The sequence below is a fragment of the Chlamydia poikilotherma genome, from assembly GCF_900239975.1.
In the GTDB taxonomy this organism is placed as follows: Bacteria; Chlamydiota; Chlamydiia; order Chlamydiales; family Chlamydiaceae; genus Chlamydia; species Chlamydia poikilotherma.
On the sequence record NZ_LS992154.1, the window covers coordinates 23,754 to 39,175 of the forward strand.

The following is a 15,422-nucleotide window of genomic DNA, read 5'->3' on the forward strand; positions in this document are numbered from 1 at the left end:
TAGGAAGATTTGTTCCCAAAAAGGCCTGCTTTGTATTTTGCAAAGTGGGCTTTTTTTATGCTTCAATTTAGATGTGATTAGAGCTTACTTTGATATCTAAATATCCTATGAGATCTAAGTCAAAATTAGATGGAGAGAAAAAATGGGGAACCGGCCGGTTCCCCATGGCAGTTAAGTTATCTAATTAGGGTAAATTTCGCCTACTAGCTGGGAAAGGATTTTATTCAGCACTTGCATGGATGTCGACACTAACGTCCATTCTTGTTGTACGTTAGTCATCTGGTTTTGCAAGTTTAACTGCTGGGTTTGTCCTTGAGTAGTATAGTCTTGCTGATCGGCTTGGATTTGAGTAAATAGGGGCCCTAAACCACCTGTAGGTGTTATATTAGGGAATCCATTGGAAATAAAGCCTTCTAAAGCAGCTAAAGTGGGTATCCAGTCTTTTGAACCAGTAATTTTAAATATGTTACCATTATAATTACCATCTTTTGTTTGTTCTTCGATTCTAAGGTTAGATAGCATTGCATTTAGAAGATTAAGTTGATTAAATGTAATCGTTAAAGAGTATTTATAATTGGAAGTTGCATTAAGCATTTCAGATTTCTGAGATGAGGAAATACCAGGCAAATTATTAATTTTACCTATTAAAGCTTCCACTAAAACTTGAGCACGTCGACAACGGCCAGTATCACGAGCTATGTATTCTTTTTCTTTGGATAGAGCAAGGCAAGTCTCGAAATAGTCACCACAGAATAAGTCAGCACCTTCTTTACTTTGGATAAGATAGGAGGAGAGGTTATAGTACACCGAAGTTGTTGAGAACTCATTGGTGATTTTTAAAAGATCATTAATAGCATTTGCAGCAAGGTTATTGAAGTTAATCTCTTCTATCAATGGATTTAAAAAGGCAGATTGCTTGGGTAATTGTGAGTTCAAAATCAGATAAATAAATGCAGAGCCCAGGCTTTCTGAATTTAACCAGCTTTCAACAGCTTTCTTTCGATCAGCAGTAAAACTAGCATCCGCGGGGTTCAATTCCTTATATTTTTTATCTAAGTCCGCAATTTGTTGTTGGAGTGCTTTGATATGCTGATCTGCCGCTGTTTTGAATTCCCCTAATATTGCATTAGCTTGTGTAGTGAAATTACCATCTATGGTGGAGATTCGTAATACGTTTTGTTGGAAATTATCAAAATTGGGTATTTGGTAGCCTTTTTCGCTTTTAATATAGTTAGTTAAAGAGTTGGATATTGTTATAATTTCTTGACCCACCTGATCAAAGAACTTGTAACCTTTAATTACGCTACCTTTTCCTGATAAATATGTTTTTACCTCGTTTTCAGTATTTATTGCATTGTTTAAGGTATATTCTGAGATTTCCTGAAAGGCATTCATTCTTGCGATGAATCTAGTTAGATTAACTCCGCTTCCTATAGTAAGTCGTAAGTATTTTGGGACATGCGTATCAAGGATAGCTTTTTCTTCGCTTGTAAGATTTGCATACATTTGAGATAAACTAGTAAGGCCTGCATTAGCTTCCATGCCGGCAGTTATAAGTACTGAGGTATAATCTTTACCATCTTTGATGTTTTTAGATCCGTTTACCCAAGAAGTATAGCAACTTACAGATTGTTGAAATGCCGCTAGTTGATTTTCTAGAGTCTGTTTTTCATTTTCTATTGAAGAACGTACTGTATTTAGATTTTGAACAGCGGTTTGATAGGCTCCTGTAACTCCTTCTCGGTATATAGCAGCATCACGAGGTTTTAAATACGTATCTAAAGTAGTCTTGCTTGGAAGCTGAGTTGCTTGATAAATTATAGTCAGAGCAGCTGTATCTAGGGTTGTTAAAGTAAGATAACTACTTAGAGTTAGTTGCGTTTTAACAATTTCTTCAGCTCCTCCCAATGCCGGTACTTTATTAACGGCATCTGTAAGGCCATTAAAGATAGCACGAAGCGTTATCATTCCATTGACACTTTGCACATTATCTTTAGTAAGATTGGGGACTGTTGCTTCAATAGCTCGCATTTGCTTCATCATTTTAAGGGTTTCCCCTCCAATAGACGATCGATAAGCCATGAATTGTTCTTTAACATTAGCATCAAAGAAGTCTGATACGAATTGATCAACATATTCTTCGAGAGCTTTCTTAATTTCCTCTTCCGAAGCTCCTGAAGATACAAGCTTTGCTGATAGTTTATCTTGGCCTTTCTTAATTTCAGTAATTTGTTCTTTTTTGATTTGCTCAAGAATGTCTTGCTTACTAGGTTGATAACAGTTGTTAAACACCCTTTTTTGTTCATCAGAGGTAAGAGAGGTGTTGTTTTGCAATGGTTTGACTAGCGTTAGAGCAAGAATAACGGAAGAGACCTGTGTGAGATTAACATTTGGAGTCGAAGTAATGAAAGTCTCTAGACCATCAAGAATAAGAGGCACAAGTGCAAGAGCTGCTGTTGCTTGTATTGATTCAATAGTTTGAGATTTTCCTAGAGCAGGATTTGGATTACTACTTGTCTGCCGTTTAGGTGATACAGGTGGGGAGGGGAATATAGTATTGTTAGGATTTAACAACATAGAAGCTTGAACATTGCCAGCTTCTATAACGGATGCTAAACGCTTTAAAACATATAACCCAGAGTTTAATGTTTCTATGTCTATAGCTGGCTGAGCTTTAGCGTCAAAATTAGAAAACTTATGGTTTAACTTAATATTAAATAAACAATCACCGGAAACTGTTTTAGGCCTGTTCTGTATATAAAAAGAAGACATAGAAATTATTTTTATAATTTTTTATTTTATTTTCTTATTTTATGAACTTTTTTTCTATTCTGCTTTTTAATTAAAATTTTTTATTTCTTTTATAATGTTGCTGGTTTTGTTTTTAAGAAAAACTATTTATTTTTGATTAATTATAAAAATAGTTTTCATGTTAATTTTATTAAAAATAAAAGTTAACAATACTGCTCTTCGTATGGATATCATCAATAGTTATTCTGTTTCAGCAAATTATAAAAAATTGCCGATAACACTTTGTTCAGAGTCAATACAAAAAAGACATCAGTTATTGGAGAGTATTTTTCATTATGAAAAAACTGAAGCTGAGCGTCATATTGTGCAACGTCTGCTGTATATTTTCGATCAAAAATCTGATGAAAAATATCGACAGTTAATAGAGAAACTACGCAAATCTGAAATAGAAGATCGAGTAGTAAGTAAGAAAAGCCATACTGTTGCTGTTCATCATAAACCCTTATCTAATTCACATTCACCGGTTGCAGTAGTGGCGACAACATCGTCTATGGGGGTGAGTAGTAATCCAAGAACTGAGGATCCGTTTTATAATGGTACTAAACAGCAATGGGCTAATAACTTGCTGCAAGGAATAAAAACGGTTGTTGATAAAATCGTAACAGCTGGGGGCAGTTCTTCCTCTTCGGATTTAGAGGCTCTTAAAAAGATCCAAACAGAAGTTAATCGTTTAGTTGCTGCTGGTTTGAACTTAACGAATAAGGATTTTGAGTCTTTATACACTCTTCCTACCCTAATTTTTACTACTGTTCAACGATCTACTATTTTTAAAGGCGGTCAGAAAACAGATTTTGTAAATGAATTATCAGAAAAGTATGGTAACGCTACTCAATTAGCTCAAGTTTTTGGCGATGGCCGTGTCGAGGGATTAAAAGATGTTCTTAATGTGGTTAAGACTAAGTTAACAGAAGAAGAATTCGCTATTTTTCTAGGAATTCAAGAAGAGCTGGACCAATTGCAATCTTCCGTAAAGGCTTATGATCAAGAGAAATTTGATCGCATAGATGCAGTAGGAGACCAACTCGCAGACACTATTAGTATCTCAGCCTTATCAAGAAATGATAAAATCGATTTAAGTGCTCAAATTTCTTATTTGTATAAAGATCAAGTGTCTGCTGTAGAATCTTTTAACGTAGTTATTGAAGCTACAATCTTTGTGAATCGTCACCAAGAAGCTATGTTTGCTCAAGTATCCAGTTTAGTTGCTTCTTTAATGGGAGTATTTGCCCCTATTGACCTAGGAAAATTGACTGCTGAGATTAGTAGTGCTGCTATTTCTGGGGCAGTACAAGCCGTGCGCGCGATTAATTCTAGATTTGATGATCTAACAGCACAACAACAAGGATTAATTAATCAAGCTGTCAGGACTATTACTAATTTTAAAGGAGAGGAATACATAGCTGCTGTTTGGGCTTATTTTGTTGCCTCAACTGTTCTTGCAGATAAGCCAACAGCGTCTCTTAATGAAGTTAATACCGCAGTTAGAGAGGCTGCTAAAGAAGTTGAAACAACGACATTTGTTTTAGCTTCACCTATCAAAACAACGCTGACCAAAATTCAAACGGCAAACGGAAAATTTATTCTTAGCAATAATACTACTGAAACATATACGATCTACTCAGAAAATAGTGGTAAAGTAGTTATTAATCCCGCTCTTTTAAATCTCGGTAATGTAGGATTTTTACCAAATATAACTTCTGCTGCGAATAAGAATGCCGAAGCTACTGCTAGAGCTTATTTTCAGTTCAAAGGTCTTGCTGAGGTAGAAACAGCACAACTTCAATCTAAAATAGAAGAGACCCAAAATCAGCATAAAGATTTTCAAGATCTAAAAACTGAACTTTATAAAGATCAATTATTTGCCCAGGCCAATGAGTTGCAAACAATGGCTCTACCCTCAGCTGTAGCTTCTGTATTAATTGACCGTTATATGCCTAAAGAAGTGGATTTCTTAAATGGTATTTATGCTCAGCTTTATTATAGCAATTTAGGCTCATCGGTTGGCAATGCTATGATAGATGCTATTTCAGAATATGTTAACGCTTCTACCTATTTCAATTTTGCTAGTTATGTTGGTCAACAACCTGCTGTGGGTCAAAAAGGTAAAGACGAATTTCCTGGAACAGCTGACAGTGCTCGAAATAAATTAGAAACAGAACGTCAGAAAGCAGCTGCATATCTTAAAAGCACACAGAACGCAGAAAAAGTGTTAGAAGAACAAGTGCAAAAAGTTACTGAAGATTCGAAAATTACTAATGAGCAGCGAACACGTATAATAGATTCTTTAAATAACTATAGAGATAATTTAAATGCGATATCCGGATCTTTAGTATTATTACAAAACTATTTAGCTCCCCTACGCGTGGGTAATGGTTCTGTTAATGGTACTTTCAAGGTTACTGGAGGAGAAGACCAGTGGCAATCACGACTAGAGATCTTGGAGGATGCCTTAGTATCGGGGTTGCCGGGTAATGCCATCAATGGGGGTATGTTCCCGCTACAGGCAACTATACAATCTGATCAGCAATCTTTTGCTGATATGGGTCAAAACTATCAGTTAGAATTACAAATGCATCTAACATCCATGCAACAAGAATGGACCGTTGTTGCGACTTCTTTACAAGTGTTAAACCAGATGTATTTGAGTTTGGCTAGAAGCTTAATGGGATAGCATCTTTCTTAAAATTATAAGATTTTCCTTATAATTTAGCGGTGGTTGGCATGATTCTCGCTCCTTGTCTTCTTGTGAAAGCAAGAAAAGATGGGGAGGAGATTATGTCCACACCGCATATTCAACAAGAATTAGCACGTTTAGAATTCATTAATGATCAGCTACGTACAGAACTGGAATATGTAAATACGTTATTGTGTGATATAGGATTTCCTGAAGGACTAACTACTATCAAAGCAATAGCTAAAGAAGTTCTTACAGAAGATGATTTCTTAGATTAATACGAGAAGGAATCTCCAAGATAGTGCTGCTTTACCATAGGATTGGATATCATTTGTGAGGAAGATCCTTCGAAGAAGATCTTCCCATCAATAATGAGATAGCAACGATCAGCTATAGAAAGTAGTTCTTTAGCATTATGATCCGTAATGAGAATGCCAATACCACGACTAGAGAGAATTTTAATTAGGTATTTTACATTTTGAATAACAAGCGGATCAACGTTTGCAAAAGGCTCATCAAGTAGAAGAACACTAGGGTTTAAGGCTAATACACAAGCGATTTCCAACCTCCGTCGTTCGCCTCCAGATAATGTCCCTGCTTTTTTATTAATGCATGAGGCTAACTGTAGATCATCGATTAGTGTGTCTAAAAGGTGGGATTGCTGTTTCCTAGCTTTGTAGATAATCTCCAAGATGCAGATGAGATTTTCTTTTACTGTAAGATCTTTAAATACCGTAGGCTCTTGAGCTAGATAGCCAATGCCTAATCTTGCTCGGTGATCCATCGTTCTTTTAGTAACATCAGTATTTTTAAAAATAATCTTTCCTGAATCGGGACGGATTAATCCTACTGTAAGATAGAAAGCTGTTGTTTTTCCTGCACCATTAGGACCTAAAAGTCCAACAACTTCTCCTGCATTTACTTCGAAAGAGACATCATTAGTCACAGGTTTTTTGTTATATTTTTTTACTAAATTACAAACAGAAAGTATCGGCATAAAAACTCACTTTCTCCATAAAGATAGGGATAAGGTTTTCATGCCTCCTACAGCGCGTTCTTCGGGAGTATCGGGATCAGGATGGATAGGATCTACATGAAAGCGACAATCATAAATATTTAAAGAACAATCTTGGTAGTTTAACAAACCTCCATTGCCTTGAAATGTCATAAGCTTGTCTAAATCTTGCGTATGGATATGCCCTGAAAGCTTGGATAAAGCTTCCTTACATGCATAGTTTGCATCAGAGAAATGAAGCTCCATACAGGATTTATCTACATGACAGTTAAAAAACTGTCGTTCGGGAGAAGCAATTTGCTTATGTATTCCAAGTTTTTTAATTTTTAAAAAAGGCGGAGCTTTCTCAAAATGCTTATTCATACAAGACACATCACAAATGCTATCTACTTTGATTATAGCAACAATTGTTGTGCAGGCAATGCCGAATATCCCTAAGGAGCATAACCAGCCATAGAATAAGAATTTGGTCATACTGAGGCCATCTCAAATGAACGTACACAAGTATAGAGTTGATCCCATATCGGAAGAAGAGCTTCGAAGGTGTTTAAAGGCAACATGGAAGCGGCATCACTTTTCGCTATAGTTGGGTTAGAATGCGTTTCTATGAATAAACCGTGTGCTCCTGCAGCTAAGGCAGCCCGCGTTAATGTCGGAATAAACTCTGTCTGACCGCCGCTATGGGTTTTTAATCCTCCAGGAAGTTGAACAGAATGTGTTCCATCAAAAACTACAGGGAAACCCATACCTGAAAGCACGGGGATAGCGCGCATATCTGAAACAAGATTATTATAGCCGAAAGAGCAGCCTCTCTCAGTTAAAATGATCTTATCGTTCCCAGTAGAAAGAACTTTATCTACAGGACCCTGCATATCCCAAGGAGAAAGAAATTGGCCTTTTTTAATATTGATAATAGCATTTGTCTCCGCAGCAGAAATAAGAAGGTCTGTTTGACGACATAAAAATGCAGGAATTTGAAGAATGTCGCAGACTTGTGCTGCTGCACGGGCTTCTTCAGGAGAATGTACATCTGTAAGAATTTGCACGCCGAAGGCTTCTTTAACTTTAGATAGGATTTTTAAACCTTCGCTTACTCCAGGACCTCGATAAGAATTTATAGAAGAACGGTTTGCCTTGTCGTAACTGCTTTTAAAAATCCAATGAATACGGTCGGTATACGGGGTGATTAATTCTTGAATTTTTGAAGCTATTTCTAACGTAGTTTCTTCTTCCTCTATCACACAAGGACCTGCAATAAGGATCATCTTATCTGAGAACATCGCGCGTACTCTTTTTCTTCCGTTAAAAAGCCACTATAGAGGTTTATTTCAAACAAGTCCACCCATGATTTTGCAGAGAGAGCGCTCTTCGAGGAACACAGAGAAGTTCAACTCGGGTCGAGTCTTAATTGACTTTTTTAGATTTTGATTTATACTAGAGCGTGAATTATCCCTGTGCCTGGGTTGAGGTGACATGCCCTTAGCCGAGGTTTAATATCCCTCATATAGATCTGGACCGATAGCTCAGTGGATAGAGCATTCGCCTTCTAAGCGAATGGTCGCAGGTTCAAATCCTGCTCGGTCCGAACTCCTTTTTAGAAATCTTTAATTTGAAATAAGATTACATCTTTATTTGCCTGCGGAGCTTCCGCAGGCTGAAACAGAATACGTTGGAGAAAATGAGATATTCTGGAAAATGTATTAGTGGGGAAGATTCTAAAACTACTTGTCTTCCATAATTTCTAAGCTAACTTTCACGTTGTTTCTGCTAGCTACAGAGACAAGTAGAGTGCGAATAGCTTTAATTGTGCGCCCTTCTTTCCCGATGATTTTACCAATATCGGGCTTCGCAACTGTTAATTCGTAGATAATCGTGTGGGTGCCTTGAACTTCTTTGATATGCACTTCCTCAGGGCGATCTACAAGGTTTTTGATAATATAAGCTAAAAAGTCTTTCATAAAGTAATCCTATAACTAAATTCGCGTTGTCTGCGGGAGAACGGTAAAAAAAATCGAACTCAGATTAATTTAATTTTAATTTGTCTGTTAAAATAATCAAACTTAATTAATGATCGATGTTTATTTTATAATTGATTCAAATAATTGTTTGTTAATAACAGTTTTACTATTATGAAATTCTTTTATTATCAAGATCTTCATATCTCGGGGTGGTTTTGTTGTTAGGTTTAGGTGTTTACGTGTCTGAGGGTGGATAAAATCCAAGCTATAGGCGTGCAATTGTTGTTTGTCAAGACCATAACCGGCGTTTTTGGAGGCAGATCCATAGACAGGGTCCCCTAAGATTGGGGTATTTAGATACTTCATATGAACCCTAAGTTGATGAGTTCGTCCTGTTTCTGGATGTAGGAGTACTAAACTTAATTTTTCATTGTAAGCGAGTACTTCACAATGCGTAACGGCCTCTTTCCCTATAGAAGAGACAGCCATTTCTTTACGCTTACTTTGATGTCTAGCGAGTTTTGTTTGGATTTTAGTTGCCGGCGGTTTTCCTATGCAAATAGCTAAATATGTCTTTTTTAGTTGCTTAGTTGCAAATAGCTCGCTGTAAATTGTCTTTGCTTGTCGGGTTTTTGCTGTCATTAATAACCCAGAAGTATCCTTATCTAATCGATGAATAATCCCAGGCCTCCAAGGTTCCTCAGAAAACTCTTGTTTAAGGCGTTCACCTATTTCATGAAGTAAGGCGTGAACAACTGTCCCTTTAGTATGCCCCGGAGCAGGGTGTACTACCATGTCTCTAGGTTTATTTATAACGAGAATCATCTCATCTTCATATACCTTATTGAGAGGTATAGCCTCGGGAATAAGCTCTAGAAGTTCTTCTTTTTCTTCGATTACAATAGAAACAGAATCCCCAGGAACTAATTGTGTCGAGACTTTCGTTTGTATCTGCTCATTAACTGTAACGCGTTTATCTAAAATATGTTGTTGGTAAAAAGCGCGAGAATATTCTGAATTTTGAGAAACTAAGAATTTATCTAATCGATCGCGATTAGTTTCATTAACAATAAAAGTAAGAGAGTTGTTTGATTTCATTGTAATGAGCGGTTTTTTTATTAAAACATTTTAAAATAAAGAACCTTATGGTTCTAGAGAAAAGCTAAAATAGCTTTATTAATAAGTCCTTATAGAAAGCTTATTTAATCGATCCAACAGAAGATATTTTTGTTTTGTGAAGATTTGTCGTTTCACAGTAGCAAGAGTTTTATTATTTTTTAGAAACTATTTTGATATTTAAAAATTTAATTAGCAGATGCTGTTAATTCAATTTGTTTAAATTGCATACAGGCTAGAAAAGTAAGTGCGTCAATAGATGTACATAAGAATGTATGGGTAAGTAGGCTAGATACATGGTTTATCGATTTTTCCCATTCTTCAACTGAGCAGGGAAAGCAAGAAATCTCTTTAGCAAGATAGTACGTGTTGTTGTAAGAGATAAGAGAAAGATAGAGCTCTTGATTTACAAACGGAGCCCAGCGTTTTGCAGAGTCTACGAAACGGGAAGTGTCTTCTTCATTGAGAGGTAAGGCTAGAAAATAGGTAATTCCCATACTACTCTTTATAAACAGAACGCATTTTTTTAGATGCTTTCTGAGCACGATCCATTTCTTTATGAATATTGCCAAAAGAAGAAATAAGAATAGATTGAATAAACTTGTCGTACATCTCTTTCCCTTTTTCTTCTCCCATTTTTTGAATAAGGGCCAGTCTTAGCTGATCTAAGGTGCGTACAGGACCTTCGAATGTCATGTTTGTTGGTGATAGATATTCGGGAGTATTAATCTCTTTTGCTGGTGAAGATTCTTGAGTCTCAGCTTTTTTGATATTGATATAACGTGGTTCCATAACCCTACAGACCTTGGTGCCTAGCTTAATTATGTATTTTACTACGCAAAGAAGTTATTTTCTATAACCATAAAATAAAAAATTTCAAAAAATAGAAATTTTTTGTTCTTGATTATACTAAAATTTATTGTTTAAGAACTGATTTCTTTTGTTTAGAAAATGATAAAACTTGTGTTTTTCTTTTTCCAAGCTCGCCGTATTTTGCTAAAAGACCTTTAAGATATTTGATTGTGAATTTCTTCATATTGCTCAAATCTTTTTCTACAACCGTTTGTTTTTTTTCTATCACTGCAAGATCTCGAATATAGTTACTTTCATTAAAACAGAGGATTTTCTTAATAGCTAATGAAGCAAGCTGTCCTGTGGCCTGGTTACTTGGAATGTTAGGTAAGCTAGCAAGGAAAGGTGCTAAGGAGTTCAAAACAGCCTCGTGGAGATTTTCCTGAGAGACTTTATTGCCTAATTTAGAAAGATTTTCTCTGACTGTATCATACAGACGATGCTTAATGAAAATGTATTCTAAAGACTTGTAGTAATGTTCTTGAGAGAGTTCATCATGAAGTATTTGGAGTTCTTTTTGTAGATAGCCTTCCAGAATTTCTGTGTGGAGTCTTAGAATTTCCGACACAGACGTTTCTATCGGTTTATTATTATAGATAGCCGTAGGTTTTGACGTGAGAACGACTTGGCATTCAGTATATTGAAATAAGGGCTCAAGAATATCTTTAGCATAAACTCCTTTGGGGAGTTTTATTTCTATATGAGGTTGATCTGTTGAGAAATCTTGAATTGAATCAATTTTAATTACACCGCGTTTTGCAGCATTTTCTATAGAGCGAATTAATGTTTCTGTTGTTGTTGAAGGACAAATTTCTTTTATGATTAGAGTTTTTTGATCCACAGTTTGAATAGAAGCACGAATCATTAAAGAGCCTAGTCCATCTTGATATTCTGAGGCGTCCATAGTGCCTCCAGAATGGAAATCAGGAAATAGAGTAAATGAACGATTATTCAAAATAGCAATTTGTGCTTCTATAAGTTCACAAAGATTGTGCGGGAAGATTTTCGTTGTCATACCTACCGCAATTCCCTCAACACCGTGGAGTAGAAGAAGGGGAAGCTTTGCAGGAAGAATATCAGGTTCCTTTTCTCTTCCATCATAGGAATCATGAAAAGACATTAAATCCGTATTAAATAAAATCTCTTTAGCTAGGGGGCTGAGGCGAGCTTCAATATAACGTGCAGCAGCATGAGGATCTCCCGTTAGAGGATTTCCAAAATTTCCCTGCATATCGATCAGATAACCCTTATTTGCTAAAACGACAAGAGCTTCAACAATTGGAGCATCTCCGTGGGGATGCAACGCCATAGTGCGCCCAGCAATATTGGCAACCTTGTGCATTTTGCCATCGTCCATACGAAATAGAGTCCAAAGAAGACGTCGTTGTACAGGTTTAAGGCCATCAAGAATATGGGGAATGGCTCTTTCTAAAATCACATAAGACGCGTAATGCATAAAATGTGTTTTAAAAAGATCTGAAACATCATGCATAAACTACAAGTTGGTAATAAGGTTATCCATAATAAATTGTTTTCGTTCTTTAGTGTTTTTCCCCATGTAAAATTGTAAAAGTGTCTCTAAAGAGTCTAGAGAACCAATTGTTACAGGGGTTAGGCGCATATCAGCACCAATAAAAGCTTTAAATTCTTTAGGAGATATCTCTCCTAAACCTTTAAATCGTGTTACTTCTAAATTAGCTTCCTTTTTCCCTAATTTCTGTATTGCCTGTATTTTTTCCTGGTCTGAATAGCAGTACAGAGTTGTATCTTTGTAACGCACCTTAAATAAAGGTGTCTCTAAGATAAATAGATGATCGTTTTCAACAATCGGCAAGAATGTTTTTAAGAAGAATGTAATTAGTAAATTGCGAATATGCATACCATCTACATCAGCATCGGTAGCGAGGATAATTTTATTATAACGCAAATGTTGCGTACTATTTTTCGTAATACCTAATGCGGTGGCCAGGTAAAATAGCTCATCATTTTTATACATTTTTTCTTCTTCCAAAGAAAAAACGTTCATAGGTTTTCCTCGAAGCGAAAACACTGCTTGTGTTAGCGGATTTCTCGAAGATAAAATAGAAGCTGAAGCAGACTCTCCCTCTGTTACGAAAATAGACGAAGCCTCGCCATAAAGAGAACGCTCATTATAGTGAAACTTACAATCACGGAGTTTTGGAATTTTATAATGGAGCTTCTTTTGCTTGTCTTTAAGATCTTGCTTGATAAATTGAATGTTTTTACGAGTTTTCTCATTCAGCTTAATCTTATCGAGAAGAAGGTCTGCATAGGGTTTATTTTTTTTTAGCTCTTGAATAATAGCACTTTTAACATTCTTAATTATTCCCGAACGAATTTGCGTATTTCCAAGCTTGTTTTTTGTTTGTGATTCAAAAATTGGTGAAGCAATTTTTATTGCAACGCATCCTACCAGACCATCACGGATATCATTACTTGTAAATGTCTTTCCAAAATACTCATTGATTCCCTTAACAATAGCCTCTTTGAAGGCTGCTAGATGTGTTCCGCCATCTATAGTTTCCTGACCATTAACAAAGGAGAAATAGCGTTCGTTATATGTTTCTAGATGGGTAAATAGAAAAGATAATTCAGAATTTTGGAATGCTATAGGAGGATAGAGAGTTTCTTCAGGAATTTCTTCTTTAAATAAGTCTTGAAGACCTTGTTGGGATACAAAAATTTCATTATTACAAATTACTTCAAGACCGGGATGTAAATAGGTATAACGTCGAATTTTCTTTTTTAAGAACTCATCATTGAAAGAGAAATTGGTAAAGATTGTTGGATCTGGAGAAAAAGTGATTTCTGTTCCATCAGGATCTTTCGTAGATCCTTGACGAGAGTCTTGTAAAATGCCTTTGCAAAATGTTGCAAGATGGTATTTTTTTTTACGTACAGAGCGTACTGTGAATGTCTCTGAAAGAGCATTTACAGCTTTTAGCCCGACACCATTTAATCCTACAGAAAAATGGAAAACATCTTGGGTATACTTTGCTCCTGTGTTGATTTTAGAGACGCATTCGATCATTTTCCCTAAAGGAATGCCTCGACCACGATCACGCACAGTTATACTACAGGAGTCAGCACAAATGGAAATGGTCTTCCCATGTCCCATGATAAATTCATCAATCGCATTATCTACAACTTCTTTAAATAAAGTATAGATCCCATCTTCAACTTGGGAGCCGTCTCCTAATCTCCCTATATACATACCGGCACGTAGGCGGATGTGTTCTAAAGAGGCTAGAGAAACAACACTAGCTTCAGTATATGTTGCCATATTTTCTATTCTTCTTATTGCGTTCTAGGAAAAATACTTATATTAGAATTTTATTACGCGATGTTTGAGTAAACAATTTAACGATTAGTCATAGCAGTGCTATGAGTATTTCTCAATACCAGCTCTATTTATTGTTAGACTTAAAGGGATCCAAGCTCTTTTCCTAGAAGATTTGCCAGATTACGACATTTCTTTTTCTCAATCAAGATAGACGTAAGTCTTAGATTAATGTTCAAGAATCTGATATTTTATAATTCTTTTTCTAATTACGGTTTCGAAATTGGTAATACTCTCGTTTTAGATTTTGTCATGTGAGATAGTATTTTTCCTGGGCTAGATTGGTATTTTGTAAATTAGAATATTTAAGAATTTAGAGGAGTATCTTGTATTCAAATAGCGGCCTGATTCCATTTATTTTTGTTTTTTTATACAGAAAATACAGTTTGAAAATGGATAAATAGATGGCATCTAATTTTGTCTTGGGCTATACACCTAGATTACTTTCGTTCTCAATTCTCTATTATTTTCTTGTATTTAGGGAATAAGCGGAAAAATTACCACAACGTGCTTATGGTCTTAGGGGTTGTTGGAATTAGCTATCGAGAGGCTGCTTTAAAAGAAAGAGAAGCAGTTATTAATATCTTAAAGGATTTTGAAGCTAATTCGTTATTTTCTCAACGTTTTTTCAGTAGAGACGAATCTTTCGTTTTACTACTTACATGTCATAGAGCTGAAATTTACTATTTTTCTAAAAGCAATAGTAATGTTCAATCAGAATTGCTTGCGCGAATTTCTGCTTTGGGAGCACGCCCTTATTGTTATCAAGGATTAGCATGCTTCACCCATTTATTTACTGTTACTAGTGGTATGGATAGCTTGATTTTTGGTGAGACAGAAATTCAGGGGCAGGTGAAACGTGCTTATATTAAGGCGAAAACAGAAAGAGAATTACCTTTCGCTCTACATTTTCTATTTCAGAAGGCTTTAAAAGAAGGAAAGGATTTTCGCTCTCAAGTCTCTTTGTCTTATCCTGTTGTAACGATAGAGTCTGTAGTTGAGGAAACTCTAGACTTGCATGGTAAATCAACAAAAGACAAACTTTTATTTATCGGTTACTCGGATATTAATCGGAAGATCGCAAATGGGTTGAGTGCGAAAGGTTACCGAAATCTAATTTTTTGCTCTCGAAAAAATATTTCCATGCCCTACGATACAGTGGCTCGTAGTCAACTTTCTTTTAGGGAACCTTATGATGTCATTTTCTTTGGATCTTCGGAATCAGCTAAAGATTTTTCCGGATTGTCTTTAGAAAGTTTGGCAAGCATCCCAAGTCGTGTGATTTTTGATTTTAATGTTCCACGGACTTTTACTTTAATGGAACGTCCAAAAGATATCATATGTTTGGATATGGATTTTATTAGCGAGCGTGTGCAGAAGAAACTTCAAATTAGTAAGCAATGTACAAATAAAGAAAAACCATTTTTAGCTCTAGCAGCAAGAAAACAATGGGAAGTTTATGAACAAAAGTGCTCACATATACCTTCGAGCCAGGTTCGAGCTTCTTGTCCTAAGCTGTTGATTCTTTAGCGTCTAATTCGTCTCTTGACATATACAGCTATCGAAAATACTCTAGGCTTTTATCGCTAACTGCGATGGATTTGTATGCAGTGTGGTCTAGTACTGGCAGATTGT

General features: G+C 35.9%; 13 protein-coding genes and 1 tRNA gene. 4 read left to right on the forward strand and 10 right to left on the reverse strand.

Annotated elements, in window-relative coordinates; genetic code table 11:
• Positions 1-180: 180 nt before the first annotated feature.
• Positions 181-2,772: a CT620/CT621 family type III secretion system effector gene (locus C10C_RS00085; RefSeq protein ID WP_117273715.1), complete on the reverse strand. Its 2,592-nt coding sequence runs from the start codon at positions 2,770-2,772 to the stop codon at positions 181-183.
• 202 nt (positions 2,773-2,974) lie between these two features.
• Here C10C_RS00085 and C10C_RS00090 point away from each other — a divergent pair, with 202 nt between their 5' ends.
• Positions 2,975-5,482 carry a CT620/CT621 family type III secretion system effector gene (locus tag C10C_RS00090; RefSeq protein ID WP_174222239.1) on the forward strand — a complete coding sequence of 836 codons (2,508 nt, stop codon included), beginning with the start codon at positions 2,975-2,977 and terminating at the stop codon, positions 5,480-5,482.
• Positions 5,483-5,586: 104 nt separating this feature from the next.
• Positions 5,587-5,763 (forward strand): hypothetical protein, encoded by a 177-nt coding sequence (locus tag C10C_RS00095; protein WP_117274746.1) that lies wholly within the window; start codon positions 5,587-5,589, stop codon positions 5,761-5,763.
• Here the strand turns inward: C10C_RS00095 and lptB are convergent.
• Genes lptB through kdsA form a run of 3 tightly spaced genes read right to left on the reverse strand, consistent with a single transcriptional unit; the run spans position 5,760 to position 7,780 of the window.
• On the reverse strand, positions 5,760-6,482 hold the full coding sequence (gene lptB / locus C10C_RS00100) for an LPS export ABC transporter ATP-binding protein (protein ID WP_117273717.1): 723 nt from the start codon (positions 6,480-6,482) through the stop codon (positions 5,760-5,762). The two genes, C10C_RS00095 and lptB, sit on opposite strands and share 4 nt — an antisense overlap.
• Positions 6,483-6,488: 6 nt before the next feature.
• A complete protein-coding gene (locus C10C_RS00105; RefSeq protein WP_117273718.1) occupies positions 6,489-6,974 on the reverse strand; it encodes a DUF1137 domain-containing protein in 486 nt (161 codons plus the stop codon).
• Positions 6,971-7,780: a 3-deoxy-8-phosphooctulonate synthase gene (gene kdsA / locus C10C_RS00110; protein WP_117273719.1), complete on the reverse strand. Its 810-nt coding sequence runs from the start codon at positions 7,778-7,780 to the stop codon at positions 6,971-6,973. The genes C10C_RS00105 and kdsA overlap by 4 nt, the downstream gene beginning before the upstream one ends.
• A 232-nt stretch (positions 7,781-8,012) precedes the next feature.
• On the opposite strand from kdsA, the gene C10C_RS00115 reads away from it, so the two are divergent.
• Positions 8,013-8,085, forward strand: a tRNA-Arg gene (locus C10C_RS00115).
• A gap of 136 nt (positions 8,086-8,221) precedes the next feature.
• Here C10C_RS00115 and C10C_RS00120 read toward each other — a convergent pair.
• From C10C_RS00120 to C10C_RS00145, 6 genes are all read right to left on the reverse strand, one after another.
• Positions 8,222-8,458, reverse strand: coding sequence for a KH domain-containing protein (locus tag C10C_RS00120; protein ID WP_011005996.1), 237 nt, complete (start codon positions 8,456-8,458; stop codon positions 8,222-8,224).
• Between the two features lie 120 nt (positions 8,459-8,578).
• A complete protein-coding gene (locus tag C10C_RS00125) occupies positions 8,579-9,556 on the reverse strand; it encodes an RluA family pseudouridine synthase (protein WP_117273720.1) in 978 nt (325 codons plus the stop codon).
• 206 nt (positions 9,557-9,762) lie between these two features.
• Complete coding sequence (locus tag C10C_RS00130) at positions 9,763-10,071, reverse strand: hypothetical protein (RefSeq protein WP_117273721.1); 309 nt, start codon at positions 10,069-10,071, stop codon at positions 9,763-9,765.
• Between the two features lies 1 nt (position 10,072).
• Positions 10,073-10,366, reverse strand: a complete 294-nt coding sequence (locus C10C_RS00135; RefSeq protein ID WP_117273722.1) for a CT656 family putative T3SS effector — start codon at positions 10,364-10,366, stop codon at positions 10,073-10,075.
• A gap of 124 nt (positions 10,367-10,490) precedes the next feature.
• Positions 10,491-11,918 (reverse strand): DNA gyrase subunit A, encoded by a 1,428-nt coding sequence (locus tag C10C_RS00140; RefSeq protein WP_117273723.1) that lies wholly within the window; start codon positions 11,916-11,918, stop codon positions 10,491-10,493.
• 3 nt (positions 11,919-11,921) lie between these two features.
• The gene (locus C10C_RS00145; RefSeq protein ID WP_117273724.1) at positions 11,922-13,730 is read right to left on the reverse strand and encodes a DNA topoisomerase IV subunit B; all 1,809 of its coding nucleotides are present in this window, start codon (positions 13,728-13,730) and stop codon (positions 11,922-11,924) included.
• Between the two features lie 570 nt (positions 13,731-14,300).
• Between C10C_RS00145 and C10C_RS00150 the strand changes: the two genes are divergently transcribed.
• Entirely contained in the window at positions 14,301-15,317 is a 1,017-nt protein-coding gene (locus C10C_RS00150) for a glutamyl-tRNA reductase (RefSeq protein ID WP_117273725.1), read from the forward strand.
• Positions 15,318-15,422 lie beyond the last annotated feature (105 nt).

What these genes read in the sequence shown, in the direction of transcription:
- C10C_RS00085 (WP_117273715.1), bottom strand. Translation starts at nt 2,772, where the DNA reads ATGTCTTCTTTTTATATACAGAACAGGCCTAAAACAGTTTCCGGTGAT.
- C10C_RS00090 (WP_174222239.1), top strand. Translation starts at nt 2,975, where the DNA reads ATGGATATCATCAATAGTTATTCTGTTTCAGCAAATTATAAAAAATTG.
- C10C_RS00095 (WP_117274746.1), top strand. Translation starts at nt 5,587, where the DNA reads ATGTCCACACCGCATATTCAACAAGAATTAGCACGTTTAGAATTCATT.
- lptB (WP_117273717.1), bottom strand. Translation starts at nt 6,482, where the DNA reads ATGCCGATACTTTCTGTTTGTAATTTAGTAAAAAAATATAACAAAAAA.
- C10C_RS00105 (WP_117273718.1), bottom strand. Translation starts at nt 6,974, where the DNA reads ATGACCAAATTCTTATTCTATGGCTGGTTATGCTCCTTAGGGATATTC.
- kdsA (WP_117273719.1), bottom strand. Translation starts at nt 7,780, where the DNA reads ATGTTCTCAGATAAGATGATCCTTATTGCAGGTCCTTGTGTGATAGAG.
- C10C_RS00120 (WP_011005996.1), bottom strand. Translation starts at nt 8,458, where the DNA reads ATGAAAGACTTTTTAGCTTATATTATCAAAAACCTTGTAGATCGCCCT.
- C10C_RS00125 (WP_117273720.1), bottom strand. Translation starts at nt 9,556, where the DNA reads ATGAAATCAAACAACTCTCTTACTTTTATTGTTAATGAAACTAATCGC.
- C10C_RS00130 (WP_117273721.1), bottom strand. Translation starts at nt 10,071, where the DNA reads ATGGGAATTACCTATTTTCTAGCCTTACCTCTCAATGAAGAAGACACT.
- C10C_RS00135 (WP_117273722.1), bottom strand. Translation starts at nt 10,366, where the DNA reads ATGGAACCACGTTATATCAATATCAAAAAAGCTGAGACTCAAGAATCT.
- C10C_RS00140 (WP_117273723.1), bottom strand. Translation starts at nt 11,918, where the DNA reads ATGCATGATGTTTCAGATCTTTTTAAAACACATTTTATGCATTACGCG.
- C10C_RS00145 (WP_117273724.1), bottom strand. Translation starts at nt 13,730, where the DNA reads ATGGCAACATATACTGAAGCTAGTGTTGTTTCTCTAGCCTCTTTAGAA.
- C10C_RS00150 (WP_117273725.1), top strand. Translation starts at nt 14,301, where the DNA reads ATGGTCTTAGGGGTTGTTGGAATTAGCTATCGAGAGGCTGCTTTAAAA.